This window comes from Pirellulimonas nuda (genome assembly GCF_007750855.1).
Classification (GTDB): Bacteria; Planctomycetota; Planctomycetia; order Pirellulales; family Lacipirellulaceae; genus Pirellulimonas; species Pirellulimonas nuda.
On sequence record NZ_CP036291.1, the window covers coordinates 269,064 to 284,320 of the forward strand.

The 15,257-nt window shown below is 67.5% G+C and carries 14 protein-coding genes; 5 read left to right on the forward strand and 9 right to left on the reverse strand.

What is annotated here, in order from left to right; all coding sequences use genetic code 11:
• Positions 1–215: 215 nt before the first annotated feature.
• From Pla175_RS01045 to Pla175_RS01055, 3 genes are all read left to right on the forward strand, one after another.
• Positions 216–815: an RNA polymerase sigma factor gene (locus Pla175_RS01045; protein ID WP_231954105.1), complete on the forward strand. Its 600-nt coding sequence runs from the start codon at positions 216–218 to the stop codon at positions 813–815.
• 36 nt (positions 816–851) lie between these two features.
• Positions 852–1,559: a hypothetical protein gene (locus Pla175_RS01050; protein ID WP_145280458.1), complete on the forward strand. Its 708-nt coding sequence runs from the start codon at positions 852–854 to the stop codon at positions 1,557–1,559.
• Between the two features lie 240 nt (positions 1,560–1,799).
• Positions 1,800–2,969 carry a PDZ domain-containing protein gene (locus Pla175_RS01055; protein WP_145280460.1) on the forward strand — a complete coding sequence of 390 codons (1,170 nt, stop codon included), beginning with the start codon at positions 1,800–1,802 and terminating at the stop codon, positions 2,967–2,969.
• 196 nt (positions 2,970–3,165) lie between these two features.
• On the opposite strand, the gene Pla175_RS01060 is transcribed toward Pla175_RS01055, so the two are convergent.
• The 6 genes from Pla175_RS01060 to Pla175_RS01085 form a co-directional block, all read right to left on the reverse strand.
• Positions 3,166–3,423 carry a hypothetical protein gene (locus tag Pla175_RS01060; protein WP_145280462.1) on the reverse strand — a complete coding sequence of 86 codons (258 nt, stop codon included), beginning with the start codon at positions 3,421–3,423 and terminating at the stop codon, positions 3,166–3,168.
• 245 nt (positions 3,424–3,668) lie between these two features.
• Positions 3,669–4,439 carry an SDR family NAD(P)-dependent oxidoreductase gene (locus Pla175_RS01065; protein ID WP_145280465.1) on the reverse strand — a complete coding sequence of 257 codons (771 nt, stop codon included), beginning with the start codon at positions 4,437–4,439 and terminating at the stop codon, positions 3,669–3,671.
• A 134-nt stretch (positions 4,440–4,573) separates the two neighbouring features.
• Positions 4,574–5,968, reverse strand: a complete 1,395-nt coding sequence (locus Pla175_RS01070) for a serine hydrolase (protein ID WP_145280467.1) — start codon at positions 5,966–5,968, stop codon at positions 4,574–4,576.
• A 191-nt stretch (positions 5,969–6,159) separates the two neighbouring features.
• On the reverse strand, positions 6,160–7,194 hold the full coding sequence (locus Pla175_RS01075; RefSeq protein WP_145280468.1) for a bile acid:sodium symporter: 1,035 nt from the start codon (positions 7,192–7,194) through the stop codon (positions 6,160–6,162).
• A gap of 100 nt (positions 7,195–7,294) precedes the next feature.
• Positions 7,295–8,059: a DUF480 domain-containing protein gene (locus Pla175_RS01080; protein WP_145280470.1), complete on the reverse strand. Its 765-nt coding sequence runs from the start codon at positions 8,057–8,059 to the stop codon at positions 7,295–7,297.
• Positions 8,060–8,304: 245 nt separating this feature from the next.
• Positions 8,305–9,054: a sugar phosphate isomerase/epimerase family protein gene (locus Pla175_RS01085; protein WP_145280472.1), complete on the reverse strand. Its 750-nt coding sequence runs from the start codon at positions 9,052–9,054 to the stop codon at positions 8,305–8,307.
• A gap of 253 nt (positions 9,055–9,307) precedes the next feature.
• Between Pla175_RS01085 and sppA the strand changes: the two genes are divergently transcribed.
• Both sppA and rlmN read left to right on the forward strand, forming a co-directional pair.
• Entirely contained in the window at positions 9,308–10,372 is a 1,065-nt protein-coding gene (gene sppA / locus Pla175_RS01090) for a signal peptide peptidase SppA (protein ID WP_145280474.1), read from the forward strand.
• Between the two features lie 69 nt (positions 10,373–10,441).
• Positions 10,442–11,494, forward strand: a complete 1,053-nt coding sequence (gene rlmN, locus Pla175_RS01095; protein ID WP_145280476.1) for a 23S rRNA (adenine(2503)-C(2))-methyltransferase RlmN — start codon at positions 10,442–10,444, stop codon at positions 11,492–11,494.
• A gap of 81 nt (positions 11,495–11,575) precedes the next feature.
• On the opposite strand, the gene Pla175_RS26720 is transcribed toward rlmN, so the two are convergent.
• The 3 genes from Pla175_RS26720 to Pla175_RS01105 all read right to left on the reverse strand — a co-directional run bounded on the left by Pla175_RS26720 (position 11,576) and on the right by Pla175_RS01105 (position 15,176).
• Positions 11,576–11,701 carry a hypothetical protein gene (locus Pla175_RS26720; RefSeq protein WP_261342796.1) on the reverse strand — a complete coding sequence of 42 codons (126 nt, stop codon included), beginning with the start codon at positions 11,699–11,701 and terminating at the stop codon, positions 11,576–11,578.
• A gap of 111 nt (positions 11,702–11,812) precedes the next feature.
• Positions 11,813–12,145, reverse strand: coding sequence for a hypothetical protein (locus tag Pla175_RS01100; RefSeq protein ID WP_145280478.1), 333 nt, complete (start codon positions 12,143–12,145; stop codon positions 11,813–11,815).
• A 361-nt stretch (positions 12,146–12,506) separates the two neighbouring features.
• The gene (locus Pla175_RS01105) at positions 12,507–15,176 is read right to left on the reverse strand and encodes a M1 family aminopeptidase (protein WP_145280480.1); all 2,670 of its coding nucleotides are present in this window, start codon (positions 15,174–15,176) and stop codon (positions 12,507–12,509) included.
• Between the last annotated feature and the right edge of the window lie 81 nt (positions 15,177–15,257).

Here is a 15,257-nt window from a genome sequence, read left to right on the forward strand (position 1 = left end):
ACAGATCATGCGGCCCGCGACCGAGGCCGCAGGCCGACCCAGATTCCCCTCCCCCCGCAGGGGGAGGGGCTAGGGGAGGGGGTTTGTACTGCGAAGCGTAGTCGCGCTCAGTGAGCCCCGCAGCGGCGACGGCGGCTCCAGGGCGCCCGGTCGCCGCTGCGGGGCTGATCACCACACTTACGCACCCTTTTTCTAGAATCTCAAAGATTCCGCGCATGCCGCCCCCCGCGGCGGCAACTATCCTTTCAGCCATGGCGACCAGCGACCCCCAACCCGCCGCGGCCCTGATTCCGGCAGATGCGTTTGCGCAGCACGCCCCGTGGCTGCGGGGGGTGCTGCTAGCAAGGTTACGAGACCCACACGCGGCCGAGGAGGCGCTGCAGGAAGTAGCCACGGCGCTCGCCCGCGACGGCGCCCGGCTGCGCGACCCCGCCAAGCTGGGCCCGTGGCTCTACCGCGTGGCGGTGGTCACGGCCCTGCAGCACCGCAGACGCGAGGGGCGTCGGCGGAAGCGGGTGGGCCGTTACTGGCAACGCGAGGGCTTCAGCGAACACGACGACCAGCAGCCCGACCCGCTCGACTGGCTGCTGGAACAAGAACAACGGACTTTGGTGCGGACGGCCCTCGACCGGCTGCCGACCCGCGACGCAGAGATCTTGCTGCTCAAGTACTCACAGGACTGGAGCTACCAACAAATTGCCGACCACCTGGGCCTGAGGCTGCCGGCCGTCGAGGGCCGGCTGCACCGGGCCCGCAAGCGGCTGCGAGGCGTGCTGGTAGCGGCCGACCCGTCGCTGGCCGTTTCGCATTCGTAGATGTCGCCCACTTACCAAATCCATGACGAAATGGCGATGAACCTCCCTATCACCGACACGCTGCTCGACCGGTTTGCCGATGGCGAGCTGACGCCGATCGAAGAGCGGGCGCTGCTCGCCTCGCTCGACGCCGCGCCCGACGGCTGGCGCCGCTGCGCGCTGGCGATGGTCGAAGCCCGGGTGCTGGGCCGGCAGATGAAGGGGCTCGTAGCGGCCCCAACAGCGGCCCCAACAACGGCGCCCGCAGCGGTCGCTCCCAAGCCGACGCCGCGGACCACCCCAAACGCTGCGTGGCTCACGCTCGCCGCGGGGTTGCTGATCGGAATCGGAATGACCGCGCTTGTCACTTCCAACAACGGGTGGTTCCCCAGCCCAAACACCGTCGCGCAATCAGACGGAGCGCCCACCACGGATTCACCCATAGCCGACGGGCTCCGCCCCGTCGAAGCTCTGCCGCAAGCGCCCATTCACGCCAACGAATCCATCACCCTTTGGTTTCACAACAACCAAGGGGAGCGTCACTCGGTGCAGGTCCCGCTGGTCGACGCGGCCGAGCTGAACGACCGCTACGACATGGAGTTCCAATCGGCCGTCTCGGAAGACCTACGCCGCGACCTCGAACAAAACGGTTACCGCCTCACCACCCGTCAGCGTTACGCGCCGCTCTACCTCGAAGGGGGCCGGCCGTTCGTGGTGCCGGTGGAAGACACCCAGATCACCCCGGTGGCGTACGAAGTGCTGTGAGGCGCCTCGTGGTTCAAAGTCCCCCTCGCCCCGCGGGGGGAGGGGGCTAGGGGAGGGGGTTTGCGGCGGAGCAACCGCCCGCCTCCGAAGAGAGCAAGGAGCAAGTTATTAGATGGTTGAAGGGGTACCCGATGCGACCCCCTTCCCCGACCCCTCCCCCTGCCGGGGAGGGGAGAACGCGCAAGCTATCCCGAACATGTGTTCGGAGCATTTCACACTTTTTTGTTTAGGAGACGTACGATGCGAGTGATCTTTGGTCGCGCCCTGTTGGGCATGGTGGTCGCCGCCGGCGTAGCGCCGGCCCTGGCGCAGGTGAATGTTGACGCCCCCGGCGCCAAGGTCGAGGTGGGCCCCGACAACGGTCCGGGCGCCGTAGATGTTGACGCGGGGGGCGGCAACGGCGTCCGTGTGAACGCCCCCGGGGTGCGGGTGCGTGTGGGGGGCGCTGAAGGCAACACGATTCAGGTCGGCCCGGACGGCGTCCCCGTGATGCCGCGGCCCGACACCACGCTCGTGGCCCCCGACGCGGCGCCTGCGCCGCGCTACTGGCTGGGGGTCGTCGGCGGCGAGGTGAGCCCCGAGCTGCGGGCCCAGCTCAACCTGGAAGGGACCGGCGTGATCGTGCGTGAGGTGGTGGCCGACAGCCCCGCCGAGAAGGCGGGCGTCAAGGCGTTCGACATCATCGTCGGAAGCGCTAATGGGGACGGGGGCGAAGCGGCCATCGGCTCGATGGACGACCTCAGCCGGCTGGTGGCCGAGGTCGGCGTCGAGGGTGGCCAGTTCGACCTGCAAGTGATCCGTGGCGGCAAGCAGATGTCGCTGGCGGTCACCCCCGAGGCGCGTCCCAACCAGCCCGAGCGCCCGTTGACGCGTGAGCCGGGCGTGGCGATTGACGGCCCGAACAACTTCCACTTCCGCTTGTTCGGCCCGGGCGCCATGGTGCAGCAGCAGCGAGTAGAGCAGTACGTGGTCGATGGCACTTCGGTAAAAATCGAAACCCAGAACGGCCAGACGAGCGTCCAAGTCGAGCGCGACGGTGATAGCTGGGACCTCGATCCCAACGTCCCCGAGGCGCTGGCGCAACTGCCGGCCGACGTGCGGGTGACGGTCGACGGCATCCTCGCCAAGCGCGACGCCAACCAGGGCCCGGTGAACGTAGACGTCGACGTCGACGGCCTGCTGAACCGCTTGCCGCAGATCTTCCAGAACCGCGGCGCCCGCCGCGGGATGATGAGCGACCCTGACATGCAGCAGGAGTTCGAGCGGATGCGGGCCGAGCTGCGTGAGATGCGTAAGCAGCTCGGCATGCCGGCCGAGAACGAGGCCCCGGCGTTCGACCCGAACGCCCCCGCCCCCCCGGCGGCCGTGGCGCCAAAGATCGACATCGAGATCCCGGCCGACGCCGAGTGAGCGCGTAGGGTGTACGAAGTACACCGGCAGCGGATTAGATGAAGCATTAGATCAGCGTGGGGCGCCCGCAGGGCGCCCCACGCTTTTTTCAAGGAAGATCGGAGAGCCGCTTACTGGCGTGCGCGGCTCGGGGAGGTTCGGGGATCGTCGAGCGAGAGCAAGCAGACAACCTGGTTGGACAATTTGGTCTGCGTGGTTACGGCGCCGCTTCGGCCTTGGCCTCTGACGCCGGCTGCCCGGATCGGCCTCGCAGAACTAGGCGGGCGGCCAGCAGCGCTACGGCGACCGGCCCCCAATAGAAGGTGAGCAGGAACCGCACGACGGCGCCGACGCCTTGGCTCTCTCCGGCGTCGGGGCCAAGTCCGTCACGCAGCAGCCAACAGAACGGCCCCACTAGCAAGACCCAGAAAAGGGTTAGCCCATCAAGGATCGCCGAGGCCGTGCGTCGCATCATCTCGTCTCCGGCTTGTACGGTGTGCTACCCCGCGGGTGGTTTCCCGCTTCGCTGAGAACCCATGTTACCAGGCTACGCGGCTCGGGGAGATTCGATGATTCGTCCCCCAGGCCCGGAGGGCCGGCGGCGTATAGCCAGGGGCGCGAGCCCCTGGACATCTCACGCGCATCCGATGGAAAGCCCCGGAGGGGCGACGGCGCTTCGGGTCGCCACGCGCCGTCGCCCCTCCGGGGCCGCCGCCTCGCTTATGCGTCGGGCTTCCCTGGTGGGTGGGGTTGGCTGCTTAGCCCGCGGTCTGCTGGGTTGTTGTAGTCGAACGCGTCACGCGAGCTCAACAAATCGTCCGGGGCGTCCAACAGCAACCAGACGATGAAACCCGCCGCCTCGTCGGGCTCGGCCAGCTCGCCCCGCTCGATTATCCCCGCAAAAGCCGCGGCTGTTTCGGTCTGCGACGCGAGCACCGTCGCCACGATCTGTGTGTTGACCGCGCCGGGGAACACGCGGAACGAGCGCGTCCGGGCCAGCTCTTCGCGGGCGCACCTAGCGGCCATTTGCGCGCCGGCCTTGACGATTGAGTAGGCGGACCAGCCGATGCGTACGGCGCTGGCGGAATAGCTGTCGACGAACGCCATCCGCCGAATCGCGTGATCGCGACTCAAAGCCTGGTACAAAGCAATCGGCGCGCCGACGTGGATCCGGAAGTGCTCCGCCAGCGCGTCTGGGTCGATCCGCTCGTACGGCTCTAGCGGCACGAGCGAGCCGGCGGCGTGCACGATGCCGGCGACCTCTACCGCAGGCGGCAGGCACGCCGCGACACGCTCGACGCCCGCCGCGGTCGACAGGTCGGCGCCCAGGGCCGTCAGACGCGGCCCGCACTGGGCCTGCAGCGACGCGAGGCGCTCCTGCGACCGCCCCACGGCGACAACCGCGCGCCCCCGAGCCGACAGGGCCGTCGCCACGGCCCGCCCGATCCCCTGAGTGGCGCCGGTCACGATGAACGTTGGTAGTGTCTCCACCTTGAGCTCCTCAACACAAAGGATGGTCCAACCGACCCAGGCTCTCCTCTGCAATCGTAGCCCGACGCATCAGCGAGGGTGAAGCGGCGACCGCGTCGCCGCCTCGCTCACGCGTCTGGCTACGATGGGCGTCCTCACTCGATCCGCTTGGCCGTCTGCCGAACGCCGTTCTGAAACAACTCCAGCGTGTTGCAGCGGCCCGCGCGGTCGACCTTGAACGTTAGCTCTGCGTCCACCACTTTGTAAAACCACTTGGTGTCGCTGCGGGGGTAAACCGGCAGCATCTGCTGGCCGGTGAGGCCGACCATGAGTTGGTCCCCTTCGACCGCCACGGTGAACACCGCGCCGGGCTGGATCTGGTACTTGCCGACGTACCGCTCCATCGTCTCCGGCGCCACCACAACGCGCTTGTCGAACTTACGCGGCTTCTCGCTTGCGCCCGCCAGCATGCGGACGAGCTGCTCCGCGAGCTGGTCGACCTCGCCCGTGGCGGTGTTCGTGAGCACCACCGCCGCGGCGTCGTGCTTGCGGCTGACGAACACCGCAGCGTGGTAGCCGCCGGTTTGGCCGTTGTGCCAGCGGGTGTCGCCGTCGCGGGCGACGTGCCAGCCCAGGCCCATCGCGAAGTCGGCCTCGGCGATGGGCTTCTGGTGCACCTGCCACGCGAGGTCGATCGCCTGGCCCAGTTTCCCCTCGGGGGGATGGAGCTGCGCGCCGGCGAAGCGCAGCATGTCGTCCGTGGTTGAGCGGATCCCGCCGGCGCCCGCCAGCTTGTTCAGGTCCCACGTGTGGCCCTTGGGGCCGCCATCGAGGTGGGGCGGCGCCAGGCGGGCCTGCTGGTCGTCGCTGAGCTTGATGCGTGTGTCGGTGAGCCCCAACGGCGCCGCGACCTGGCTCTCCAGCAGCGCCGCGTAGCTGGTCTTCTGTTCTTGGGCCAGCAGCTCGCCCAGCAGGCCGGCGCCGAAGTTGGAGTACGCCATCTCTTCGCCCGGCTTCTTGCGTGGCTGATTCGTAACCAAGAACGCGGCCAAGCGCCGGCCGTCGTAGTCGGCGTACGGGTTGTTCGGGTCGCTGGGGTCGAGGTTGTCGGGGAGCCGGGGGAGCCCCGAGGTGTGCGTCGCCAGGTGCCACAGCCGGATGGGGAGCGCCGCGTCGCGCCGCTTCATCACCACCCCGGCCGGCAACAGCTCGTCGACCGGCGTGACCAGCGACACCCGGTTGTTGGCGACCGCGTCCGCCAGCAGCAGGCTGGTGAACACCTTGGAGACCGAGCCGATCTCGTAGACCGTTTTGCCATCGGGCGCCCGCGCATCGTCCGCCGAGAAGCGCCCGTAGCCGCGGACCACGCTCTGATCCCCCTTGCGGACCCCGACCGACATGCCGACCACCGTCCCGCTGTCGGCGTAGGGCTGCGCGAGCCGATCGACCTGGGCGGCGAGTTCTGCGTCGGCGTCCGCGGCGGAAACCACGGCGGGGGCGCCGGCGGCGATCAGCAGCACGGTTGCGAACAATCCTACGTGGTTTTTCATGAGGGGTAGCTCTACGCGGGTGGGTGGCTGTCGGGAAAAGAGATTGGGTGGTGGTAGTTCGCGTATGGTAGCCAAGTCTTGGCGGGAGATGGGTGGCTGGCGCCGGAGCTTTCGAGTGCGGGCGCGAACTTTCGAAAACTCCGGGCGCTGACGCTAGCGGCTCAATAAGGACCAGCGGAGGCCGACCCGCCCTACCTCCGGCGGCTCAGCAGCGCCGCCCCCACGTGCTGCGTGAGCGTCGCGACCACGATCAACAAGATCGCTAGCGGTTGGTCCCCCGGGGTTTGGGCGGCCAGGGCGTGGGCCAGGCCGGTGTGTTTCATGCTCAGGCCGAAGGCGAGCGCCAGGCGCGTCTCGCCCGAGAGCTTGAAGACCCACGCGGCCAGCGCCGCGCCGAGGATCCCCACGCCGCACACCGCGATGCTCAGCACCACCGCCGCGATCAGCACGCCCGGCTTGGGCTCGGCGAGGAACTGCGGCAGCACCCGCGCGGCGTTGATGTAGTTGAGCGCCAGCAGGCTGGCGGCCGAGGCGACGGAGAAGAGGGTGCGGGAGTGGGCGATGAACTTCGCCCCCAGCAGCCGGCGGACGGCGAGCCCCAGCAGCGTGGGCGCCAGCACCCACACCAAGAACGCCCAGCCAGAGAAGTGGCGGACGAGCGTCTCAACGGCGCCCTCCTGCGTGGCGCTGAGGCTCATCCCCATCAATCGTAAGAGCGGCGGCGTGAACCACGCGCCCACCAGCAGCGAGAGGACCACCAGCGCGACGCTCCACGCCAGGTCGCCCCCGGACTGCTGCGCCCAGCCGGCAGAGCTGTTGGCGACCGGCATCGCGGCCACCAACGCCAGCCCCAGCAGCAGGCCCGCCGCGTCGGGCGCCGAGAGCACCGCGGGCGCCGTGTAGCCGGCCAGCAGCACCACCAGCCCGGGGCCGATCCACACCAGCGCCAGCGAGAGGGCCATCGCCAGCGGCCGCTGCATGGCGGTCCGCAGCCTGGCGGGGTCCACCTGAACCGCGGCGCAAAACAGCAGCACGGCCACTAGCAGCATCGCGGGGCCGCCGATATCGAGGTCGGGCCGCATCGCCGCCGGCAGCAGGCTGGCGGGGACCAGGTCGACAAACCGCCAGCCGCTGATCCGCACCCCGGGGCCCGGCACGAGCGCCGCCAGCGCGTACACCGCCAGCAGCAGCCAGATCAGGTTGCGGCGGGTCCACTCAGCGATCATGCGCGTGGGGCGAGGGGTCAGCGGGGGGCGTGAACCCCCAGTCTACCCACCATCGCCCAAGCTGGGGACACGAACCGTAGGGCGGGGCCTGCCCTACGGATTAGCCCCGCACCTGCTGCTCGAGGTCTTCTACGCGGCCGCGGAGCTCGTCGACCTGCGTTTGCAGCTCGCGGAGCAGCTCGCGCAGCCCGTCGTTCTCGGGCTCGGCTTGGTGCGTGGGACGCATCGGCGCGCTGGGGGGGGCCGAACTGTGGCCCGCACCACTTGAGGGCGCAGCGCTGGCGGGGGCGTCGTCGATGTCGTCCGCCGCGGCGCCCTGGCGGACCGTGCCCCCCTCGTCGCGGCAGATGCGCTCCAGCTCTTGCGGCTCGTACAGGTTGTGCGTCACCAGCCCCGCGCGGCCCGGCCGGGCGATGAACACCAGCAGGTTCGCGGTGCGGAGCGCCTCGATGATAGGCCGCAGGGCGTCCTGGTCGCGGATGCTCTCCATCCGGCTGGCGCGGGTGCGCAGCTCGCCCATGGTCTGGGCGCCGCGGAGCAGCAGCTCGGCCATCACGGCCAGGCCGTGCTTGTCGACGGCGAGCCACTCGTACGCCAGGTGGCGGAACTTATCGACCCGCCCCGAGCCCTCGATGAGCGACACCACGCCGCGCTTGCGGAGCGAGGTGAGCGCGTCGAACACCTGCTCCTCGTCCAGCTCCATCTGCGGCGAGCGGTTGCTCTTCTGGTTGCACCCGGTGCGGGCGCTGTTGAGCGTCATCGGGTACGCGTCGGGCGTGGTCTTCGCCTTCTCAATCAACACGCCCAACACACGCCGCTCAACAGCAGGTAGCGTGGTCCAACGCGGCGCGGCGGGAGCTTCCATAAGAAATTAACCACAGAGTCGCAGAGAACACGGAGGACGAACGGAGAAGTTGCCCACGAACTCGCGCGAGGGGAACGAATAGGAAAGAAGGAGTTTTCAACAGATTCAAATCGGGCAGTCTTGAGGTAGAAGCCGAAGGATCAAAACGCGTATCGCCCATTATCCGTTGCTATTCGAGCGATTCGTGGGCAACGTCCTTCGTCTCCGTCCGTCTCGGTGCCCTCAGTGGCTCAGTGGTGAACCGTCTACAGCAGGCTCTCGAGCAGCAGCCGCACTTTGCGCATCTCGCTGTTGTGGTCGAAGCCCTCGATGGGGGGCATGTGGACGCTCAGGGCGCGGTTGTACTTGAGCGCCGCGAGCTGCTGGATCAGCTTGCCGTAGTCGACCTCGCCCTGGCCCACGCGCACCTGGAAGTGCTCCTTCGACGTGTCGCGCAGGTGCACGTGCTGCACGTAGGGCAGCACCTTGTCGAACGACTTGCCCTGGTGGGGGCCGGCGATAAACGCGCTGGGGTCGAGGGTTAGGCGCAGCCCTTTGACGTGGTCGCAGAACACGGTGGCATTGTCGGGGTCCTGGCTCATGCGGCCGATCTGCGTCTTCAGGGCCGCCACGCAGCCCTCGTACTCCGCGATGGCCACCATCTTCTGCAGCCGCTCAATCTCTTCGTTGAACGGCGTGCCCAGCTCGCTGGAGGGGATCACCAGCGTGGCCACCTTGAGCGCCTTGGCCAGCTTCGCACAGGCGGTAAACGTGTCGTAGAACGCCTCCCCCTCGGCCTCGATCTCCAGCGACAGGGCAGCGATATCCAGCCGGTGCGTCTGGCGGCACTGGTGGGTCGCTTTGTCGAGGTCTTCAAGCACCTCCGAGGGCGCCAGCCAGCCGTCGCGCTCGTGCAGCGCCAGCTCAACGGCGGTGAACTGCAGGTCGACCAGCCGTTCGGTCACCTCTTCGGGGGTAAGCTCCGGGTAGCACTGGGTACTCGCGGCGACAAACACAATGGGGACCCTAGGGTTGGTCTGCGGGGGGACGTGCGTACTGTAACGGCGAGCGGCAAGAAGTGGCAATGGCGCCAGCAGACTCAAACGACCGATGACCAAGCCCCAATGACCCATATGCCGCACCCGGCAGGCCCTCTGGGTCCTTGGGGCTTGGTCTCGGGTCATCCCTCCCAAAGCGGCCCGGCTCGCCCCGCCGCGCTGCTTCTCTTACAATCTCTACAGATCCCCCTCCCCCCCACACAAAGACGTCATGACCCCCACCGAGCCGCAGCCGCGCCAGGTCATTATTCAGGAACGCACCACCATGTTCGGGCGGTTCGGCAAACTGCTGCTGATCGCCCTGGGGATCTGCCTGATGGTGATGGCCGGCATGGCCGCCCAGTACCAGAGCTACTTCGGCGCCGGCGAGGGGCCCGACGAAAAATACCACTCGCTCAGCAAGACGGCCGAGCAGAAGATCGCCATCATCGCCGTCGACGGCTCCATCATGGAGGGAGACGACTTCGTCAAGAAGCAAATCGACCGCGTCCGCGAGGACAAGAGCGTTAAGGGCGTGGTGCTGCGGATCAACTCCCCCGGCGGCACCGTCACCTACAGCGACTACCTCTACCACCACCTGAACGAGCTGCGGGAAGACCGCAAGATCCCCGTCGTGGTGAGCATGGGGAGCCTGTGCGCCAGCGGCGGGTACTACATCGCCATGGCCGCCGCGGCCGGCGACGGCGCCCGCGAAGACGTCATCTTCGCCGAGCCCACCACCTGGACCGGCTCCATCGGCGTCATCATCCCCCACTACGACCTCTCCGGGCTGCTGGGGAGCTGGAAGGTAGAGGACGACTCGGTGGCCAGCGGCCCGCTGAAGCAGATGGGGAGCCCCACCAAGGAGATGACCCCCGAAGAACGCGAGATCCTGCAAACGCTGGTCGACCAGACGTTCAACCGCTTCAAGGAGATCGTCGCCGAGGGCCGCCCCAAGCTGGCCGAAAAGCCCAAGGAGATCGACGAGGCCGCCACCGGCCAGATCTTCACCGCCCAGCAGGCCGAGACCCGCGGGCTGGTCGACCAGATCGGCTTCGTCGAAGACGCCATCGCCCGCACCGCGGAGCTGGCCGGCGTCTCCGCTTCCAATGTCCGCTGCGTGAAGTACGAGCGCAAGCCCGACCCGCTCAGCGCGCTACTAGGCGCCTCGACCCCGTTGCGCAATGCGTCGGGCCCCGCGATCGTGCTCGACACGCGTACGCTGATCGACCTGGCCGCCCCCCGCGCCTGGGCCATCTGCACCTGGGCGCCCGCCATCGCCGCCAGCGGACATTAACCCAACAAGTGCCGCGTGCGCCAGTTGTAGGGTGCGATTCCGCTGCGCTTCATCGCACCCTACCGACCTATGCACCTGCTAGACGACATCAGCGCCGGCCTCGAACAACTGCGCCAGCAGCACGGCCTCCCCGCGTACCGCGCCAAGCAAATCCGCGGCTGGCTGTTCGCACGCCGGGCCGCCGACTGGCAGGCGATGAGCGACCTGCCCCAGGCGCTCCGCGAGAAGCTGGCGGCCGAGACCCCCTTGTGGCGCACCAGCATCCTCAAGCACAACCGCAGCGAAGACGGCACCGAGAAGCTGCTGCTGCAGTTGGAAAAGGGGGGCCAGGTTGAGTGCGTGCTCATCCGCGGCCGCCTGCGCCGCACGTTCTGCATCAGCACCCAGGTGGGCTGCGGCATGGGGTGCGTGTTCTGCGCCAGCGGCATCGGCGGCGTCGACCGGAACCTCTCGACCGGCGAGATCGTTGAGCAAATGCTCCGCCTGCAGCACCTGCTGGAGCCCGACGAGCGCGTCAGCCACATCGTCGTGATGGGGATGGGCGAACCGCTGGCCAACCTGCCGGCCCTGCTCCCCGCGCTGGCCGAGGCAAGCCGCGAGGACGGCCTGGGGATCAGCCCGCGTAGGATCACCGTCAGCACGGTCGGCCTGCCGGCCGGCATCCGCAAGCTGGCCGGGCACGACCCCCACTACCGCCTAGCGGTGTCGCTGCACGCCCCCAACGACGAGCTCCGCAACCAGATCGTGCCGGTAAACGACAAGATCGGCATCCAGGCGATCCTAGAAGCGGCCGACGAGTATTTCGCTGCCTCGCGGAGAAGAATGACCTTCGAGTATGTGCTGCTCGGCGGCCTGAACGACTCCCCCCACCACGCGGCCGAGCTGGCCCGCCTGCTCCGCGGCCGCGAGACCATCCTCAACGTCATCCCCTACAACCCGGTCCCGGGCCTCCCCTACCAAACCCCCACCCCGGCCGCGCAGCAAGCGTTCCGCGAGGTGCTAGAACGCGGCGGCGTGGCGATCCATTTCCGGCAGCGGAAGGGGGACGCGATCAACGCGGCGTGTGGGCAGTTGCGGCGGGATGTAAGCGGCAGCCCGTTGCCCGTGGTCCGTGGTCCGTAGCCACACAGGCGCAACCAGCCTCGGAGGGGCGCCGGCGCATAGCCTGGGGCGCCGGCCCTCCGGGCCTGAGCCAGTCGACGTCTACGACAACCACTCGACGACCCCGACCACCAATGCCGCGAACACGCAGAACCCGATGAAGTACCAGAAGCAGCCATTGGGGCTGTCGGGCAATTCATGCTTGACGGTGGAAAGGCCCTGGATCACGGCGGCTGAAGATTCTCTGGATTAGCTGGTGGATTATCCACGTCAGGGGTAACCCACCGGGGAGGTCGCCGGGAATGGGTTACCGCTGGGTTGGGCCACCGATCCTACAAGCTAGTCTCCCAGGAACAACAGCGCCACTCCGACCGCAGTGATAAACAGAAAGCTAAGCGTCCACTCCGATAGCTCTGCCCGAAACCGACCGCGACGCGACGGCAGCGACCAGGTCAGCAGCAGCGCTGCCAACATCACGCACCACGCGGACACGCAGGCCATGGCGAGCGCGGTGATCCCGATCCCGAAAAGCAAGACGGCAGCAGGATAATCGTTCTCGGCGAACTCCCTCCAGCACCCTGCAACGGTGAGCAGCAACCACAGCGCTATCCCCAGCACAAGGACTGGGCGCGGAACGAACGTCGACGGGCCGTTACCGCGGTCTTCGTGCATGCCTTTGTCCCCACCGAAAATGGGTTGCCGTTGACGCGAACGACCGGTTGTCAAACTGATCAGACCAGCCCCGGAGGGGCGGCGGCGTATAGCCAGGGGCGCCAGCCCCTGGAACGGTTCACCCGAGCGCTACGAAGCCCCGGAGGGGCGACGGCGCGATGATGATCTGACTTGCCGTCGCCCCTCCGGGGCTTTCGATTGGATCTACGCGGCGGGTGGCTGGGGTCGTAGGCGTCAGCCGTAGCCCCCAGCAGCGGCTCGATGGATGTCAGAGTCAGAACGAGCCGCTGCTGGGGGCTCCGCCTAACGGCTTCGACCCCAGCCACCCAACCGCGCGTTGCTCACGGCGAACGCCGTCGGCTCAGTCCTCCGACTCCTCGTCCTCACCTTCTTCCCCCTTCGCTTCCTTCTTCTCCTTCAGCGAATCGACCGACTCCTTGAGCTTGTCGCTCTGCTCCTGCAGCTCACGCACCAGCTTCCGCAGCTCCGACACCTCCTGCGGCGTCAGCGGGGTTTCTTGCTCGATCTTCTCGATCGCCTTCTTGGCGGCGCCGGCGTAGCGGGGGTGTTCGACCCCTGTGAGGGTGTTGAGCGCGGGGATGGCTTGCGGGTCGCGGAGCTCGCCTAGGGCTTCGATCGCGGCGCCGCGGACGGCGGTGGAGGGGTCGGTCAGGGCCGATTCGATCAGCTTGCGGGCCGGCGCCTTTTCTTTCTTGTCGCGGTACAGGCCGGCGGTGGTCTTGAGCGCGGCGCCGTAGTCGCGGTCGGAGAAGCCGTGCCGTGAGGTTTCGAGCTTCTTCAGCGCGGCCTCGGCGAGGCGCGGGTTGGCCAGGTCGCCGGCGGCTTCGATCGCGGCGCTGGCCACGATGTTGCGGAACGACTCCTCGTCTATCGCACGGGCCACCAGCCGCTGCGCCCCCTCGCCCCCGAACTTGCCCGCGGCCCGCACCGCGGCCGCGACGATCATCGGGTTCTCTTCGTTCTCAACAACGCTGCGCAACCGGCGCAGCGTCTCGGGACGGTACCACTTGCCGAGGTCTTCCACCACCGCGAGCCGCACACGTGGGTCGGGCTGGTCGAGCGACTCGGCCAGGGCGGTGTAGGCCTCGTCCGTGTGCAGCTTGCGCAGGGCCTCGCTGGCCGCCTTGCGGACGCCGTAGAAGGGGTCTTCGTTGAGCGCCTTGCGTAGCGCGGCGACCGACTTGTGGTTGTCTTCTTTCGATAGCGCCTCGGCCGCCAGCAGCCGGCCGATCATGTCGTCCTTATTCTCGAGCTGCTTCTCCAGCATCTCTTGCGGCAGCTTGAAGTCGACGGTGGCCAGCAGCGTGTACGCAGGGTCGAAACGCACCAGCTCCGGCTTGCCGGTGAGCGGCACATAGAAGTCTTGCTCCTTGCCGGTGATCTCGACCTGGTGGTCCGTCGGCTCGCCGTCAACGTAGAAGCGCAGCTTGGAGGGGAGGTGGAACAGGCGGACCTTGTCGCTGACTTCTTGCGTCTGCTTCACGTTCACGTGGGCCAGCTTGTCTTCCGGGAGCCACTTGTAGGTGACCTTCAGGCTGGGCGTGCCGCCGTGGAAGACCCACTGGTCGAAGAACCGGTCGAGCGACTTGCCGCTGGTGTTCTCGAGCTCCTCGATGAGCTCCGCGGTCACCACGCTGGAGAGCTGGTGCCGCTTGAGGTAGCTGGTGATCGCTTGGCGGTAGACGTCTTCGCCCAACTGGCAGCGGAGCATGTACAGCACCCAGCTCCCCTTGGGGTACGCGCGGAAGTCGAACTGCTCCCACGCGTCCTTGTAGTCGCGGTACACAATGGGGCGGGTGTCTTTGGTCTCGCTGAGCACGCGGCCCGTGGCGTCGCGGTACAGGCCGTACAGCATCTCGTCGCGGCCGTACTGGTGTCCGGCGTACAGGTGGGTATAGAAGGTGGCGAAGCCCTCGTTCAGCCACAGGTGGCTCCAGTCTTTGCAGGTCACCAGGTCGCCGAACCACTGGTGGGCCATCTCGTGGGCGTCGAGGCCGTAGCTGGGGCGCACCTCGGTGATGGACTTCGGGTTGACGGTGCGGTCGGTCAGCGTGGTGAGCGAGGTGTTCTCCATGCCGCCGGAGGTGAAGTCGAGGATGGTCGCCTGGTCGTACTTCACCCACGGGAAGGGGACGCCGATCTCTTCTTCATAGAACGCCATGATCTTGCGTGTGTCGGCAAACGCGTTGGGGGCGTGCTCGGCCAGCGACGGCTGCGTGTAGAACCCCAGCGGCGTGTCGTTGTGCTTGTCTTCTAGCTTGTGGAAGTTGCCCGCCACCAGGCAGACCAGGTAGCTGACGTGCGGCTTCTCTTGGACCCAGTGCACCGCCTTGAGGCCGGTCTTGGCGTCGACCTTCTCGCCCACCTTCTTGCCGTTGGAGACGACGGTCATCCCCTCGGGGACCCGGCAGGTGACCTCGGTGATGGAGCGTTCGTTGGGGTAGTCGAAGCAGGGGAACCAGTGGGGCGCCTCATGCGTCTCGCCCTGGGTCCAGATGTGCGTGTCCCCCTCGGGGTAGCCCAGTTCCGGCGTGCGGAAGTAGAGACCCTGCTTGGGCTCGGCCGTGTACTTGACGGTAACGCTTGCGTCTTCACCGTTCTTCAAAGGTTGCTTAAACAAGATCGTCAGCTTCTTATCGGTCGACACGTACTCCTCGATCTCTTGCGTCGCCTCGACCGACTCGATCCGCAGATCGACCGCGTCGAGCACCACCTCGCGTACTTTCGCGCCGATGGGGTCGAACGTGATCGTGGTCGTCCCCTCGATAGTCCGCTGCTTGAAGTCGGGGGTGACGTCGATCGCGATCCGCTTGACGTCGACCACGCGGTCGGGGGCAAACTTGCTGCCGGTGTCGGCGTCCTCGGGCACGTCGGGGCCGGGGGCGCCGCGTTCGGCCAGCGCCCGGGCTTGTTGGCAGTAGCGGCAGACGCACGCCTCCTCATAGGCAAGGGCCTGGGTGGCAGAGGCGGCAACGGCGAGCACAAAACAGAGGATCAGTCGGAATGGCATGCTGGGTGCGGATCTGAGGGTGAGGGCGGGAATCTAGGGGCTAGGTAGTATACGTCACCAGGCCACGAAAAGGATCGCCCC

Bases quoted from the DNA above. Each gene is read 5' to 3' on its own strand.
- Pla175_RS01070 (WP_145280467.1), bottom strand. From the start codon at position 5,968: ATGAAAAACCACGTAGGATTGTTCGCAACCGTGCTGCTGATCGCCGCC.
- Pla175_RS01100 (WP_145280478.1), bottom strand. From the start codon at position 12,145: ATGCACGAAGACCGCGGTAACGGCCCGTCGACGTTCGTTCCGCGCCCA.
- Pla175_RS01050 (WP_145280458.1), top strand. From the start codon at position 852: ATGAACCTCCCTATCACCGACACGCTGCTCGACCGGTTTGCCGATGGC.
- rlmN (WP_145280476.1), top strand. From the start codon at position 10,442: ATGCACCTGCTAGACGACATCAGCGCCGGCCTCGAACAACTGCGCCAG.
- Pla175_RS01105 (WP_145280480.1), bottom strand. From the start codon at position 15,176: ATGCCATTCCGACTGATCCTCTGTTTTGTGCTCGCCGTTGCCGCCTCT.
- Pla175_RS01060 (WP_145280462.1), bottom strand. From the start codon at position 3,423: ATGATGCGACGCACGGCCTCGGCGATCCTTGATGGGCTAACCCTTTTC.
- Pla175_RS01055 (WP_145280460.1), top strand. From the start codon at position 1,800: ATGCGAGTGATCTTTGGTCGCGCCCTGTTGGGCATGGTGGTCGCCGCC.
- Pla175_RS01075 (WP_145280468.1), bottom strand. From the start codon at position 7,194: ATGATCGCTGAGTGGACCCGCCGCAACCTGATCTGGCTGCTGCTGGCG.
- Pla175_RS01045 (WP_231954105.1), top strand. From the start codon at position 216: ATGCCGCCCCCCGCGGCGGCAACTATCCTTTCAGCCATGGCGACCAGC.
- sppA (WP_145280474.1), top strand. From the start codon at position 9,308: ATGACCCCCACCGAGCCGCAGCCGCGCCAGGTCATTATTCAGGAACGC.
- Pla175_RS01080 (WP_145280470.1), bottom strand. From the start codon at position 8,059: ATGGAAGCTCCCGCCGCGCCGCGTTGGACCACGCTACCTGCTGTTGAG.